Raw genomic sequence first — 14,710 nt, forward strand, 5'->3', positions numbered from 1 at the left:
CAAGAATTGTCGTCTGGACCGATAATCGATGGGTTTACCGTGCGCGCCCCACGCGTACAGATTGCAACCCCCGAGAAGCTTCACGATGACCACCTCCATCCGCCAGCAGGACCTGATCGATTCGATCGCAGGTGCCCTCCAGTACATCAGTTACTACCACACGCCGGATTTCATCCAGCATCTGGCCCGCGCCTATGAACGCGAGCAAAGCCCTGCGGCCAAGGATGCGATGGCACAGATCCTGACCAACTCCAAGATGGCGGCCACCGGCCAGCGCCCCATCTGCCAGGACACCGGCATCGTCAACGTGTTCCTGAAAGTGGGCATGGACGTCAAGTGGGAAGGCTTCACCATGGGGTTGGAAGACGCCATCAATGAAGGCGTACGCCGTGGCTACAACCACCCCGACAACACGCTGCGCGCCTCCGTCGTGGCCGATCCCCAGTTCAAGCGCAAGAACACCAAGGACAACACCCCCGCCGTGATCAATGTGCAGATCGTGCCCGGCGACAAGGTGGACGTGACCGTGGCCGCCAAGGGCGGCGGCTCCGAGAACAAGTCCAAGATGATCATGATGAACCCCAGCGACAACATCGTGGACTGGGTTCTGAAGACCGTCCCCACCATGGGCGCAGGCTGGTGCCCGCCCGGCATGCTGGGTATTGGCATCGGCGGCACGGCTGAAAAGGCCGTCCTGCTGGCCAAGGAAAGCCTGATGGAAGACCTCAATATGTACGAGCTGCAGCAAAAAGCTGCCAGCGGTGCAGAGCTCGATGACGTGGAAAAGCTGCGCCTGGAACTGTTTGAAAAGATCAACGCCCTGGGCATAGGCGCCCAAGGCCTGGGCGGCCTGACCACGGTGCTGGACGTCAAGATCAACATGTACCCCACGCACGCGGCCTCCAAGCCCGTGGCCATGATTCCCAACTGCGCCGCCACGCGCCACGCCCACTTCGTGATGGATGGATCAGGCCCCGTGCACCTGGATGCCCCCTCGCTGGACACCTGGCCCAAGATCGACTGGCACCCCGACTACAACAAGTCCAAGAAGGTCGACCTTAACAATCTGACCAAGGAAGAAGTGGCCAGCTGGAAGCCCGGCGACACACTGCTGCTCAATGGCAAGATGCTGACCGGCCGAGACGCCGCCCACAAGCGCATCCAGGACATGCTGGCCAAGGGCGAGAAACTGCCCGTGGACTTCACCAACCGCGTGATCTACTACGTAGGCCCCGTGGACCCCGTGCGCGACGAAGTGGTCGGCCCAGCAGGCCCCACCACGGCCACCCGCATGGACAAGTTCACCGACATGATGCTGTCGCAGACCGGCCTGATCTCGATGATCGGCAAGTCCGAGCGCGGCCCCGTCGCCATCGAGGCCATCAAGAAGCACAAGAGTGCCTATCTGATGGCCGTGGGCGGCGCCGCCTACCTGGTCTCCAAGGCCATCAAGCAAGCCAAGGTCGTTGGCTTCGAAGACCTGGGCATGGAAGCCATCTATGAATTCGACGTGGTCGACATGCCTGTGACCGTGGCCGTGGATGCCGGCGGCACCAGCGCCCACATCACCGGCCCCGCCATCTGGAAGGAAAAGATCGCGACCGGGGAATTCAAGGGCATTGAAGTGGCCGGCGTGTAATCACCCGTCAGGCCCTGCCTTGAAGAACCGCCTTCGGGCGGTTTTTTCATGCCCGATCGCCTGGACAGCGGCTGCAGCAGGGCCATTGGCCGTTTCCCCGGCTCTTTCTCTGTTTGCGGCATAGTCGAGGCAGAATTTTTGTGAACCCATTCCAAGCCATGCAAATCCGAGCAGAACTCCCCGCCGACGCCCAGGCCATCGAGCAAGTGACGATACAGGCCTTCAAGGACGCACCGCATACCAACCACACCGAGCAATTCATCGTGCGTGAGTTGCGCGCAGCCGGGGCGCTTGCCCTGTCCCTGGTCGCAGAGATTGACGAGCAAATCGTCGGGCATGTCGCCATCTCTCCCGTCACCATCAGTGACGGCAGCCTGCACTGGTTTGGCCTGGGCCCCATCTCCGTCATTCCCCAAGAACAGCGACAGGGTATCGGCAGTGCACTCATGCAGGCAGCCATCAGCGCTCTGCAAGCGCAGTCTGCGCGGGGATGCGTGCTGCTTGGCGATCCGGACTACTACCGGCGCTTTGGTTTCAGGACGGTGCCGGGCCTGGTGCTGCCCGGAGTGCCTGCCGAGTACTTTCAGGCCCTGACTTTCGAAGGCCTGCCGCCGCAAGGCGAGGTGAGTTATCACAGGGCCTTCAACGCCCGGGACTGAGCCTGCCGGTTTTTACCGTCTGTCGGCTCGGCGGCGAGGCGGCATCCGCTCTCGGCCATCGGCGCAGCACCGATGACAAAGCCGATGTGCTGGCCAATCCGACATTGGGCACACCGCCGCCATCAGCAAGCAAAGCTTTCGGGGTTCACGGCAACGCGATGCCTAGTCTTCATCGAAATCAGGGCTTCTTGGTAAATACGAGACACAGATACCAAGCATGCTAATTAAGATATGCGACAGAGTGGGTATTTGTCTGACGCCGTCCAGAATGATTTGCATCGCAAGCACAAGGAGTTCAGCATGAGCCATGTCGCAGCAAAGATGGTGACCGGTGCGCTGGTGGCGCTCTCGGGCTTTGCTTCCGCACAGACTCAGCAGCCATCGGCTGCGCCCAAACCGCTGCCCTCCCCTGCGACTCAGGTACTGGTCCCCCAGGGAGTCTATGCGCAGATCGACACCAGACTGGGGCAGGAGGCTCTTCGCTTGCTGTCGCAGGGGACGCCTCAGCAGCAGCAAGCCGTGCTCGAGCGCGTACGCGCCGCGCCCGAGCGCTTTCAACCGCCCGTGTTCTATGTGCTGTCGCAAACACTGTTCAAGGCAGGTCTGCGGGACGAGGCTGCCTTCTGGTTCTACGCCGGCCAGCTGCGTGCCCGCTTCGACGCCAATCGCTGTGCCGACACCACTGCCAGACAAGCGGTCGATGTGATGAATCAGAGCTATGGAGCCCCCATCAACCGCCATCTGTTTCAGGATCTGGACAAGGCTCAGGAGTTGATCGCCAAGGTTGTGGACTGGGATCGCCGCACACCCCACGCCTACGACCCGCACTGGATCAATCTGCACGGTATGCAGGCGGTGCAGGCCTCCCGGGACCCGCAACTGGCCGCCAGGCTGACAATGGAATCGCTGAGCCTGCCAGCCGCGCAGTGGCCTAGCCTGGCCGAGCAGACGCGCACCAAGTATCTACAGGGCTTTCAGGAAGCCATCAGCCAGCTCAAAGCCGAATCAAAATCCAAGTGAACGATCGCTGCCGACCCGCCGAAATCAAAGTCCAAGGGCCTATATCCCTTATGTAGAAATCGCTTGCGGCTACTTTTTTTTGAATAATCTTCCGGCAAGACTCCACGCAAGCTTGATAGCGACCCCTATTGGCGCATGCCCTGTTTGCTCTACGATGACTCAGGCCTCTGCACCCAGGGCCACTGCAATGCCACTCAAAAGGAGTCCTCATGCACAAGCTTTTTGCGCTGTCGACGACCACCGCCCTCGTCGCCTTGCTGACCGCCTGCCTGGTACCTGAGCGCTTCTCCGCCAGCGTGGAAGTGCAGGCCGATGGCAGCTACAGCTACCGCTTTGACGGCACGGTGGTGAATGCCCTGGCCGTGATGAAGCTCAGAAAACAAGGTGTGCTGAGCGAGAAAGACCACCAGGAGCTGGCGGCGCAAGCGCAGCAACTGAGCAGCGAACCCGAGGTCAGGAAAGCCGTCTACAAAGGCAATGCGCGCTATGCGCTGGAGATTGCCGGCCAGCGAAAGCCCGGTGAAGGTCTGCGATTGCTGGACATGTTCACCGTGCAGACCGACAGGAATGGCGTGATGACGATTGCCGCCAAACCGCTCAAGGACAAGGAAAAGAGAGACTTCGCGCAACTGGGCATCACCATGAATGGCAGCCTGAAAGTCAGCCTACCCGGCAATGCCGAGGTGCTCTCGCAAAACGCCAGCTCCACTCCCACGCTGGGCATGGGCGCATACAGCTGGAAAATCGGTGGCCTGAACGTGCGACCCGAGATCAGGCTGCGCTTCAGGCCGTGAAGGCTGTCGCAGTGCTCGGACTTGGCATTTCGGGAGAAGATGCCTGTACGATTTCCCGTGTCTGCCCGCCAAGCCCCTCATGACCCCAAACCTTCCATCGACAGCCCCGCAACGGCCTTTTTCCCAGGCCTGCGAAAACAATCAGGCCCCTATTTTCGAGGTGCTGAAGTCCGCTTTTCAGCACAGCCGGCATGTGCTGGAGATAGGCTCCGGCACCGGGCAGCACAGCGTGTACTTCGCTCCGCGCCTGCCGCAGCTGGTCTGGCAGACCAGCGACCTGGCCGACAGTCATGCAGGCATCCAGGCCTGGCACGCCGCCCATGGAGCACCCAATCTGCTTGCTCCGCTGGAGTTCGACCTGGCGACCGATGCCTGGCCCGCAACCAAGGATCCATCAGGCTTTGATGCCGTCTATACCAGCAACACCTGCCATATCGTGGCCTGGCCGCTGGTGCAGCGCATGTTTGATCTGGTGGGCTCGCACTTGCCCGAAGGCGGCGTGTTTGCCATCTATGGTCCGTTCAACTACGGCGGCCACTTCACCAGCGACAGCAACCGCGCCTTCGACGCCTGGCTGCGCCAGCGTGATGCGCTCAGCGGCCTGCGCGACTTTGAAGCCATCGTGGCGCTGGCCGCAGAGCACGGCATGGAGTTGCAGCTCGACCAGGCCATGCCGGCCAATAACCGTACGCTGGTATTTCGCAAACGCTGAACTCCTACACCATGGCCGCCATCTTTGCCTACCAATGCAGCAAATGCGATCAGATTCACGAAGGATCGCCGAGCTTTGCTTTCGATGCCCCAGCACCCTACCGACGCCTGAGCGAGCAAGAACGCGAGGAATGGGCCGAGCTTAGCGACGAGCTCTGCGTCATCGCCCACCCCGAAGGCACGCAATACTATGTGCGCGCCATTCTGGAAGTGCCGATCCATGGCCTGGACGAGCCCTTTCTCTGGGGCATCTGGGTGTCGGCCAGCGAAGCCAGTTTTCACCGCTATCTGGACTCCTTCGACAAACCTCCCGAAGACCCGATTTTCTTTGGCTGGCTGTCCAATCTGATTGCCGTCTACCCCACGCAGAAATCACGCCCGGCCGATGTGCATATCCAGGCCGACGGCACACGCCCGCGCGTGGTGCTGCACCGCTGCGATGAGGAAAGCGATGCACTGGTCGTCGATCAGCATGAAGGCATTTCGATCGCGCGTGCCCAGCAACTGGCCGAGCAATCGCTGCATGGCATTTAAGCCGAACCAGGCCCAAGCACTGGCTCATCAAGAACTATCTTCATGCATTGATGGGCAACAAAAAACCGCCAGAGGAAAATCTTCTGGCGGTTTCTGGCCGTTTGGTGATCAGGCGTGACTGCTTATCCGTTGTTCCAGCCGGTCTGGTAGAACTGCTGAATGAAGGACCAGGCCTCGGCCGGATCATCGGTGTAGCGGAACAGGTTCAGATCCTTGGCGGAAATGGTGCCCTCTTCCACCAGCACATCGAAGTTCAGCACCCGCTTCCAGAACTCCGTGCCGAACAGGATCACGGGCACGGGCTTGCTCTTGTGGGTCTGCACCAGCGTCAGCACTTCAAAAAGCTCGTCCATGGTGCCGAAGCCGCCAGGGAAGGCCACCAGCGCCTTGGCGCGCATCATGAAGTGCATTTTGCGCAGTGCAAAGTAGTGGAACTTGAAACTCAGCCCCGGCGTGATGTAGGGGTTGCCATGCTGTTCATGCGGCAGATAGATGTTCAGCCCCACATTGGGAGCACCCGCATCATGCGCGCCGCGGTTGGCCGCCTCCATGATGCCGGGGCCGCCGCCCGTGCAGATGTAGAAGCGCTCGCTGGGCGCCTGCTTCATGCCTTCGGTCGCCACGATGCGCGCGAAGGCGCGTGCCGCCTCATAGCGCTCGGCATTGCGCATGCCGCGTTCGGCCAGCGCCATGCGCTGGGTATCGCCGCTGGCCTTGGCTTGCGCAAGCTGCTGACGCGCCTGCTCCATATCCACAAAACGCGCGCTGCCGTAGACAACCACAGTGTGCTCGATGCCGCGCTCGATCTGGGTCAGATCGGGCTTGAGCATTTCCAGCTGCATGCGGATGCCACGGGTTTCGCGGCGGAACATGAACTCCGGATCGGCGAATGCAAGGCGGTTGGATTGAGGTTCCAGCTCTTTGCCGTTATGGGCCTGGTTGTGCAGCTCGGCCCAGGCATTGGCCAGATCGGTATCGGACAGGGGTGAAGAAATTTGCATGGACCCTCGGTTCTTAGAATGCTGAGCAGCACGGACTACAGCCATCCCTAAAGATTTCGTAGCGCTGACCGCCCATCCGTCAAGTACTTCAAGCTCAAATGCACCTGTAGTGCAGATGATGCTTGCACTATACGCTCACAAAGCTATAGCCCTGGAGAGTATTTCGCCTCTAAACGCTGAAGCAGTTTGCCGCAATAGTGGCAAATGGTCTGCCAGCTTAACGGCTGAACCCGATGCTCCAGCTGAGCATACCCATGTAGGTCATGAACAGAGAGCCGACCAGATGCACACAGGCCCAGCCCAGAGCAGCGACCAGGCGCTGCTGCTGCAGCAGGCCGATGACCTCGGCCGAGTAGCTGGAAAACGTGGTCAGAGCCCCGAGAAAGCCGGTGATGATGGCCAGTTTCCAGGCTGGATCCAGCTGGGGCATGGCCTGAAACAGCGCGATGAAGACGCCGATCAGATAGCCGCCGATCAGATTGGCGGCAAGAGTGCCCCAGGGCATGCTGGCTCCGGCACTCAGCCACAGTCCCAGCCCCCAGCGCGACAGGGCGCCCAGGCAGGCACCGATGCAGATGGCAACAATATTGAGCATGGCTGCCAATCTAGCGCAAGACGACCGCCCTGAAGGGCTTGGACTCCAAGGATTTCAGACTTTGTTCGCCACCGGCTTTTCGTCGGCCTCGGCGGCCTCTTCTTCGTCCAGGGGTTCGTTGCGCACCAGGTTGCTGAGCGTGGGCGGTACGCTCTCTCCTGCCCGGCGCGAGCGAAACAGCGCTGCGCGCATGAGGAAGATGGTGGTGATGGGCACGGTCACGGCAATGAAGATGGCAATCAGCACCGAGTGCATGACAAAGCCCTGGCCGCTGACGGAAAAGTAGATCCAGGTGGCATGCATGATGAGCCAGCAGCCCATGGTGGCGATGATGGAGGGTGCGTGCACGCGCTCGAAATAGCTTTTGAGCCGCAGCAGTCCTACGGAGCCCATGAGAGCAATCAGCGAACCACCGAAGACCAGGGCCGCCACCAGAATCTGGGCCCACAGCGGCAGATCCACGCCAATGACCTCGGTACTCATTCGATCACCTCGCCGCGCAACAGGAACTTGGCCATGGCTGTGGAGCCGACGCAGCCGAACAGAGCCACCAGCAAGGCCGCCTCGAAATAGTTGGTGCTGTCATACAGAATGCCCATGACCAGCATGGCCAGCATGCCGTTGAGATACATGCAGTCCAGCGCCAGCACGCGATCTTGCGCATGCGGCCCCTTGAGCAGGCGCAGCACCGAGCAGCCCATGGCCGCCAGCAGCATGACCAGAGATGCCATCAGCACCCAATAAAACCAGGGATTCATTCAAAAATCTCCATCAGCAGGCTCTCGTAGCGGGACTTCACAAAGTCGGCCAGCTGCTTGGCATCCTCCACCTCCAGCGCATGCAGCAGCAGCATGGAGCGGTCACGCGAAATTTCGGCCCAGGACGTGCCCGGGGTCAGGCAGACGATCATGGCCAGTACTGCCAGCCCGTTGGGATCGCGCAGCTCGAGCGGAATATGGACAAAGGCCGCCGGGTGCTTGCGCATGCGCGGCAGCAGCAGAAAACGCACCACATTGAAATTGGAGACCGAGGTGTCGCAAACCACACGGAATGCCAGCTTGAGAATGCTCAGCGGGTGGCTGACCCTCACCGGCAAGGGGCGCAGGCCGCGCAGCAGCACGGGGATCAGCAGGCCCAGGATCAGGCCCAGCAAGATCTGGCCGGCACTGACCGAGCGGTTGAGCAACAGCCACAGCACCAGCAGAGCTACCGACAGCAGCGGTGCCGGGAAGATGGATTTCATGATGTTCTTCATGGGCGGCCCTCCTCTTTCTGAGCCGAGGCTGCGGTCTGGGTAGCGGCCTCCTGTGCAGCTTCGCTTTCATCGCCGATACCGGGGACGGGCTCTGCCTGCATTTCCAGTGCTGCAGCACGTGCCGCCGCCTCGGGACCCGCAGCCTCCTGAGCCTTCTTCTCCTTGGGCGCAGGTACCGGAGCAAGACCCAGGACGGTACGCACATAGACATCGGGCGAATGCAGTGCATTGGCCGCTCGCTGGGTATAGCGCATCACATCATCGGCCTTGACCGTCAACACCACACAGCACAGCAGCAGTGCAACGATGGGCAGGCCTTCCGCCACCTTGAGTGATGGCGCGCTCTGCTCCGGATTGGCCCAGAAATGTCGGATGCCGGCGCGCGTGAGTGCCACCAACGCCATCAGACCGGTGATGATGAGCAGGGCCACCATGCTCCAGCCCAGCGGACCGGCCTTCACACCACTGGATGTACCCATGCCCAGCGGGTTGAGCAGACTGGTCAGCATGGCGAACTTGCCGAGAAAGCCGGACAGAGGCGGCAGTCCCGAGATCAGCAAGGTGCAGACCATGAAGCTCAGACCCAGAAAAGCCGCCGCTGCCGGGAAGGCCCGGCCGATCATGAGCTCTTCATCATCGTCGAGATTGAAGCCTTCGGTGGGCAGCAGCTCTGCATTGAGGAATGGCGCTTCATCGTCCTCATAGGGCTCGCCCGCGTCATCATCCACGCGCCAGCGGTCCACCACATCGGCGATCAGGAACAGAGCCGCCACGGCCAGCGTGGAGCCCGGCAGGTAATACAGCAGGCCGGCGGTCAGCAGATTCTGGCCAAAGCCCGTTGCGGCCAGCAGGGTGCCGGACGAAAGAATGGCGGCGAAGCCCGCCAGATGGGTCAGCCGTTGCGAGCCCAGCATGCCTATCGCACCAAAGGCCATGGTCAGCATGCCGCCCACGATCAGCCAGGTACTGCCAAACAGGGCCGATGCCCCGGCTTCCGAGCTGAACAGCAAGGTCCACAGGCGCAAGATGACATAGACCCCCACCTTGGTCATGAGCGCAAACAAGGCGCCCACCGGCGCAGTCGCCGCACTGTAGCCAGGCACCAGCCAGAAATTCAGCGGCCACAGCGCCGCCTTGATCAGAAAGGCCGTTCCCAGAACACCCGCTGCCGCATGCAGCAGGCCGCGGTCGGCGTCCTGCACCTGCGGAATGGCGCGGGCCAGATCGGCCATATTGAGCGTTCCGGTAATGCCGTAGAGCATGGACACGCCGATCAGGAACAGCGAAGACGCGGCCAGATTGATGGCGATATAGTGAAGACCGGCCTGAATGCGCGTGCTGCCGGAACCATGCAGCAGCAAACCGTAAGAGGCTGCCAGCATGATCTCGAAGAACACAAACAGATTGAACAGATCGGCCGTGATGAAGGCACCGCTGAGCCCCATCAGCTGCAGCTGGAACAAGGGGTGGAAGTGCACCCCGGCCTTGTGCCAGCGCGCAGCGGAAAACACCAGCGCCGCCAGTGCCACCACATAGGTGACCAGCAGCATCAGAGCCGTCAGCCTGTCCAGCGCCAGCGCGATGCCAAAGGGCGCCGGCCAGTTGCCGGGCATATAGACCGACATGGTGACGGCAGAGCCCGCCTGGTTGGTCCAGCCCAGCAGCATGACCACGATCACCAGACTGATCGTGGTGGACAGGATGTTCATGCCCAGCTTCAGGCGCTGACGCTCTTCACGCAAAAACAGCATCAGCGCTGCCGTCAGCATGGGCAGCATGATGGGAGCCAGCATCAGGTGCGGCATCAGATGCTCAATCCACCCGGTCATAGCATTTCCTGTTCGGTACGCGAGTGCACGCCATCCACATGGTCGTTTCCAGAAGCGCCGCGCGATGCCAGCAGCACGACCAGGAACAGCGCCGTCATGGCAAAGCCGATGACGATGGCGGTCAGCACCAGGGCCTGAGGCATGGGGTCTGCATAGTGCGACAAATCGGTCGGTACACCGTTTTGCAGCACCGGCACCTTGTTGATCGACAGGCCCTGACGCCCCATGGAGAAGATGAACAGATTGACGGCATAGGACAGCAGCGCCAGCCCCATGATGACCTGGTAGCTACGCGGGCGCAGCAGCAGCCAGACGCCCGAGCCGGTGAGCACACCGATGGCAATGGCCAGAACGATTTCCATTACATACCTCCCCTTGCCAGTGCTGCAGCTGTGGCTGCCTGCACCTCGGCCTCGGCCTTCTTGGCCTCTTGTTCCTGCTCTTCCAGCAAGCGCGCATGGAAGCGGTGTCCGCGCACCGATTGGTGGGCTATCGCCGTCAGGATCAGCATGGTGGAGCCCACCACCAGCGCAAACACGCCAATATCGAAGAAGGTGGCGCTGGCGAGATGCACATGCCCCACCAATGGCAGCGAAAAGTCAAAGCTGTGGCTGGTCAGGAAGGGGTAGCCAACGGCCACCGAGCCCAGGCCCGTGCCCAGTGCAAAAAGCAGGCCCGCGGCAATCCAGCGACGCGGATACAGCGGCAGATGCGCCTCCACCCAGTGCGTGCCCGAGATGATGTATTGCATCAGCAAGGCGACCGAAAACACCAGCCCCGCCACAAACCCGCCGCCGGGCTGGTTATGGCCGCGCACAAAGATATAGGCCGCCACCAGCGTCGCAAACGGCAGCAGCAGTCGCACCAGCACGGCTGGCACCATCAGGTAGCCCACGGCTGTATCGCTGGCATTGCGCGGGTTGAGCAGGTCGGTCTGCAAATCGCCAGGCACATAACGCTGCTGCTCCGGGATGTCCATGGCCTCGCGTGCCGGACGGAAGCGGCGCAGCAGCGCATAGATGACGATGGCCACAATGCCCAGCACCACGATTTCGCCAAAGGTGTCGAAGCCGCGGAAGTCCACCAGCATCACATTGACCACATTGGTGCCGCCACCGCCGCCCAGCGCGTTTTCGAGGAAGAAGGTGGAGGTGCTTTCATAGAAAGGCCGGCTCATCATGGCAAATGCCAGCCAGGCCATGCCACCACCGGCAATCAGCGACAGCACCAGATCGCGCAGGCGGCGTGCCTTGGCCCTGGCATCGGCGTTATCGGCCGTGCGCATATTCTTGTCCCGCTTGGGCAGCCAGCGCAGCCCCAGCAGGATCAGCACCGTGGTGGCGACTTCCACCACCAGTTGAGTCAGAGCCAGATCGGGGGCCGAGAACCAGAGGAAGGTCAGCACCGTGCACAGGCCCGTGCCGCCGAGCATGATCAATGCGGTCATCCGGTGGTACTTGGCTTTCCAGGCCGTGCCCAGCGCACACAGGCAGCCAATTGCCCAGAGCAGGACAAAAGCCGAAGACACGGGCAAAGTGCCGCGATTGCCCAGCTTCATGCCCCATAGCCACATTGGCAATGCTGCCGCCACCAGAGCAACGCAGACCAGCCACAGCATCTGCCACTGCAGGCGGCGCGTGGACAGATTGCGGCGCCCCGCCCGGCCCAGCCAGGTGATGCGAGCCAGCAGATTCTCAAAAATCCTGCGACCGCTGACACGGCCCAGCACGGGCGTCGCATCAAAGTGTCCGACCGTGCGCTGCCAGCGCAGCATGGTGTAGAGCAAGATACCACCGGCCAGCGCCACCAGACTCATGATGAGCGGCATATTCCAGCCATGCCAGATGGCCAGGCTGTACTGCGGCAAGTCACCTCCTACGACTGGAGTTGCAGCGACAGCCAGAAAACCACCCACCGCCCAGGCCGGGAAAATGCCGACGATCAGGCAAGCCAGCACGAGCAGCTCCACCGGTACACGCATCCAGTGCGGCGGCTCGTGCGGCTCGTGAGGGAGATCGTTTGCCTGGGGCCCAAAAAAGACATCGAACGTAAAGCGCAGCGAATAGGCCACGCTGAACATGCCCGCCACGGTCGCCACCACGGGCAGCACAGTCTTGACCCAGGGTGCTGCATCCAGATAGACGGTCTCGGCAAAGAACATCTCCTTGGAGATGAAGCCGTTGAGCAAGGGCACACCGGCCATGGCGGCACTGGCCACACAGGCCAGCGTGGCCGTGATCGGCATCATGAAGCGCAGACCCGACAGGCGCCGGATGTCACGCGTGCCGCTTTCATGGTCCACAATGCCCGCCGCCATGAACAGCGAAGCCTTGAAGGTCGCGTGATTCATGATGTGAAATACCGCCGCCACGGCAGCCAGCTTGCTGTTCAGACCCAGCAGCAAGGTAATCAGCCCCAGATGCGAGATCGTTGAATAAGCCAGTAAACCCTTGAGATCATGCTGGAACATCGCGCAATAACCGCCAATCAGCAGCGTCATGGCACCGGCTCCGCCGACCAGCCAGAACCATGCATCGGTGTCTGCCAGCACCGGCCACAGCCGTGCCAGCAGAAACACGCCGGCCTTGACCATGGTGGCCGAGTGCAGATAGGCCGACACGGGCGTGGGAGCCGCCATGGCGTTTGGCAGCCAGAACTGAAATGGAAATTGGGCACTTTTCGTTAGTGCACCAAGCAAAATCAGTACCAATGCCAACAGATAGAGGTGACTATCGCGAATCTGCTGCCCTGCCGCCAGCACGTTGTCGAGGTCATAGCTGCCTACGATATGACCCAGTACCAGCATGCCCACCAGCATGGCCAGCCCGCCCGTTCCCGTGACCGTCAAAGCCATGCGTGCGCCCCGGCGCGCATCCTTGCGGTGATACCAGTAGCCGATCAGCAGGAACGAAAAAAGACTGGTCAGTTCCCAGAAAAATACCAGTTGAATGATGTTTCCCGAGAGCACCACCCCCGCCATGGCCCCCATGAAGGCCAGAAAAAACGAGAAAAAGCGCGGTACAGGATCAGTGGGCGACATGTAGTAGCGCGCGTAAAGCACCACCAGCGCACCAATGCCGAAGACCAGCATGGAGAACAGCCAGGCGAACCCGTCCATGCGGATCACCAGATTCAGCCCCAGCGCCGGCAGCCAGGAAATCTCCTGCCTGAGCACCGCTCCATCGGCCATTTCCGGGAACAGCATCCCTACCTGAATTGCGCATATCAGCGCAATGACACCCGCGAGTGTTGATTCAGTATTGCGCGCATTCGCCGGCAATAAAGCAGCCAGAAGGCTGCCTGCAAAAGGTAGGAGGATGAGGTATATCAAGGGCATGGGCGGATCATTCTAGAGGTTGACGTTATTTTTTCCGCTATAAAAACCTGAGCATTTCACAGACTTTAGACCACCGTTCATCCTTAATTGATGACAGAAAATTCATCAAAACAGCGGGTTGCATGCAGATAAAGAAGTGCTTCCACAGCCGCCCTTGCGCGCCGCACCGATGTCATACCTCTGCTGCTGCAAAACATTTTTGCCAAACTCAATCAATCTGCCAACCCATGCATGTACGCAGCTATCGTCCCGGAGATGAAATCGCGCTATGGCAGGTGTTTCACGGTGCTGTTCATCAGCTGGCAGTGAATCACTACAGCCAGGCGCAGCTTGACGCCTGGGCGCCCCAACATCCCGACTGGATGGAGTGGCGCCAGCGCATCCAGGCACTCAAGCCTTTTGTCGCCGTCTGCGCCAATGAATTACCCATGGGTTATGCCGATCTGCAGGCCAATGGCTATATCGACCACTTTTTTGTAGCTCCGCAATACGCGCGCCAAGGCGTGGGCCGATTGCTGCTTGCACATATCGAACAAGCAGCACGGCAAAACGGCCTGCCTGAGCTGACCGCCGATGTCAGTCTCAATGCCCAGGCTTTCTTCGCTCATTTCGGCTTTGAGCTACAGCGCCGGCAAATCCCCGTCGTACGTGGCATTGCCCTGAGCAACGCGCGTATGCGAAAAACTCTTTGAGCCTGGCTCAGATCAAACTACCGACAGCACCCCAACAGATGCAACAAGCATGAACTGGCTCTGGAAACCTGAAACCTCCAATCCACAGAAATGGCTGATCGTCGCTTTCATGGCGGTGATGATGGGCGCACTCGCCCCCATTTTCTGGCGCAGCTTCATACCCGATGCGCATTGGCAACTGATCGCGCTGTATCTGGCGCTGGCATTTACCGCAGCAGCCGGCATTTGGTTGCGGCGACTCCATAGGCTGGGACTTTGGCAACCCGCAGGCCCCTGGCTCAGCTACGGCCCCATCAAGCGCTGGCTGATGGCCTTGCTATGCACCGCTTTCATGGCTTTCATGCTCTGGCTCAACCTGGCAGCCACCCTGCCCATGGTCTACACGGCGATCCTGGGAAGCAATACCAGCATGCAGACCATGGCCGAAAAAAAACGGGGCTCGGGCCGCCACGCCTGCCGCCATCAGCTCAAGCTACCCGAAGTTGACTACCTGTTTTTCGAATTCTGCATTGATGAAGATGGCTACGACAGCCTGCCATCTGCCCCATTGCCCGCTTCGCTGTCCATGCGCGAAAGCTACTTTGGCAGGCTTGTGGACAGCATTCGTCTGGCGGCCCCACAGCAAAAAGATGAGCAATGATCGC

Annotated in this window: 16 protein-coding genes; 8 read left to right on the forward strand and 8 right to left on the reverse strand. The window is 60.6% G+C overall.

Annotated elements, in window-relative coordinates; all coding sequences use genetic code 11:
• Positions 1-85 precede the first annotated feature (85 nt).
• The 6 genes from JAO85_RS13675 (at position 86) to JAO85_RS13700 (ending at position 5,357) form a co-directional block, all read left to right on the forward strand.
• Positions 86-1,639 (forward strand): fumarate hydratase, encoded by a 1,554-nt coding sequence (locus JAO85_RS13675; protein ID WP_003061052.1) that lies wholly within the window; start codon positions 86-88, stop codon positions 1,637-1,639.
• 158 nt (positions 1,640-1,797) lie between these two features.
• Positions 1,798-2,298 carry a GNAT family N-acetyltransferase gene (locus JAO85_RS13680; RefSeq protein ID WP_202788273.1) on the forward strand — a complete coding sequence of 167 codons (501 nt, stop codon included), beginning with the start codon at positions 1,798-1,800 and terminating at the stop codon, positions 2,296-2,298.
• 300 nt (positions 2,299-2,598) lie between these two features.
• Positions 2,599-3,318: a hypothetical protein gene (locus JAO85_RS13685; RefSeq protein ID WP_202788274.1), complete on the forward strand. Its 720-nt coding sequence runs from the start codon at positions 2,599-2,601 to the stop codon at positions 3,316-3,318.
• A gap of 209 nt (positions 3,319-3,527) precedes the next feature.
• On the forward strand, positions 3,528-4,112 hold the full coding sequence (locus tag JAO85_RS13690; RefSeq protein ID WP_039049286.1) for a hypothetical protein: 585 nt from the start codon (positions 3,528-3,530) through the stop codon (positions 4,110-4,112).
• A gap of 79 nt (positions 4,113-4,191) precedes the next feature.
• On the forward strand, positions 4,192-4,824 hold the full coding sequence (locus JAO85_RS13695) for a DUF938 domain-containing protein (RefSeq protein WP_202788275.1): 633 nt from the start codon (positions 4,192-4,194) through the stop codon (positions 4,822-4,824).
• Positions 4,825-4,835: 11 nt separating this feature from the next.
• The gene (locus JAO85_RS13700; RefSeq protein ID WP_202788276.1) at positions 4,836-5,357 is read left to right on the forward strand and encodes a DUF2199 domain-containing protein; all 522 of its coding nucleotides are present in this window, start codon (positions 4,836-4,838) and stop codon (positions 5,355-5,357) included.
• Positions 5,358-5,479: 122 nt separating this feature from the next.
• Here the strand turns inward: JAO85_RS13700 and JAO85_RS13705 are convergent, their stop codons facing one another.
• The 8 genes from JAO85_RS13705 to JAO85_RS13740 form a co-directional block, all read right to left on the reverse strand.
• Positions 5,480-6,358 carry a TIGR00730 family Rossman fold protein gene (locus JAO85_RS13705; RefSeq protein WP_012837553.1) on the reverse strand — a complete coding sequence of 293 codons (879 nt, stop codon included), beginning with the start codon at positions 6,356-6,358 and terminating at the stop codon, positions 5,480-5,482.
• A 217-nt stretch (positions 6,359-6,575) separates the two neighbouring features.
• Positions 6,576-6,953, reverse strand: a complete 378-nt coding sequence (gene crcB, locus JAO85_RS13710) for a fluoride efflux transporter CrcB (protein WP_003061043.1) — start codon at positions 6,951-6,953, stop codon at positions 6,576-6,578.
• A gap of 54 nt (positions 6,954-7,007) precedes the next feature.
• Entirely contained in the window at positions 7,008-7,436 is a 429-nt protein-coding gene (gene mnhG, locus JAO85_RS13715) for a monovalent cation/H(+) antiporter subunit G (protein WP_012837551.1), read from the reverse strand.
• Positions 7,433-7,711, reverse strand: a complete 279-nt coding sequence (locus JAO85_RS13720) for a K+/H+ antiporter subunit F (protein ID WP_003057255.1) — start codon at positions 7,709-7,711, stop codon at positions 7,433-7,435. Before JAO85_RS13720 ends, mnhG begins: the two co-directional genes overlap by 4 nt.
• A complete protein-coding gene (locus JAO85_RS13725; protein ID WP_003061039.1) occupies positions 7,708-8,208 on the reverse strand; it encodes a Na+/H+ antiporter subunit E in 501 nt (166 codons plus the stop codon). Before JAO85_RS13725 ends, JAO85_RS13720 begins: the two co-directional genes overlap by 4 nt.
• The gene (locus JAO85_RS13730; RefSeq protein WP_039049282.1) at positions 8,205-10,037 is read right to left on the reverse strand and encodes a monovalent cation/H+ antiporter subunit D; all 1,833 of its coding nucleotides are present in this window, start codon (positions 10,035-10,037) and stop codon (positions 8,205-8,207) included. The genes JAO85_RS13725 and JAO85_RS13730 overlap by 4 nt, the downstream gene beginning before the upstream one ends.
• Positions 10,034-10,399, reverse strand: a complete 366-nt coding sequence (locus JAO85_RS13735) for a Na+/H+ antiporter subunit C (protein ID WP_003061035.1) — start codon at positions 10,397-10,399, stop codon at positions 10,034-10,036. Before JAO85_RS13735 ends, JAO85_RS13730 begins: the two co-directional genes overlap by 4 nt.
• Positions 10,399-13,374 (reverse strand): monovalent cation/H+ antiporter subunit A, encoded by a 2,976-nt coding sequence (locus tag JAO85_RS13740; protein ID WP_202788277.1) that lies wholly within the window; start codon positions 13,372-13,374, stop codon positions 10,399-10,401. The genes JAO85_RS13735 and JAO85_RS13740 overlap by 1 nt, the downstream gene beginning before the upstream one ends.
• 227 nt (positions 13,375-13,601) lie before the next feature.
• Here JAO85_RS13740 and JAO85_RS13745 point away from each other — a divergent pair, with 227 nt between their 5' ends.
• Both JAO85_RS13745 and JAO85_RS13750 read left to right on the forward strand, forming a co-directional pair.
• Entirely contained in the window at positions 13,602-14,066 is a 465-nt protein-coding gene (locus tag JAO85_RS13745) for a GNAT family N-acetyltransferase (RefSeq protein WP_202788278.1), read from the forward strand.
• A 49-nt stretch (positions 14,067-14,115) separates the two neighbouring features.
• Complete coding sequence (locus tag JAO85_RS13750) at positions 14,116-14,706, forward strand: hypothetical protein (protein ID WP_202788279.1); 591 nt, start codon at positions 14,116-14,118, stop codon at positions 14,704-14,706.
• Positions 14,707-14,710: the final 4 nt, after the last annotated feature.

Source organism: Comamonas sp. NyZ500 (assembly GCF_016772095.1).
GTDB lineage: Bacteria > Pseudomonadota > Gammaproteobacteria > Burkholderiales > Burkholderiaceae_C > Comamonas > Comamonas thiooxydans.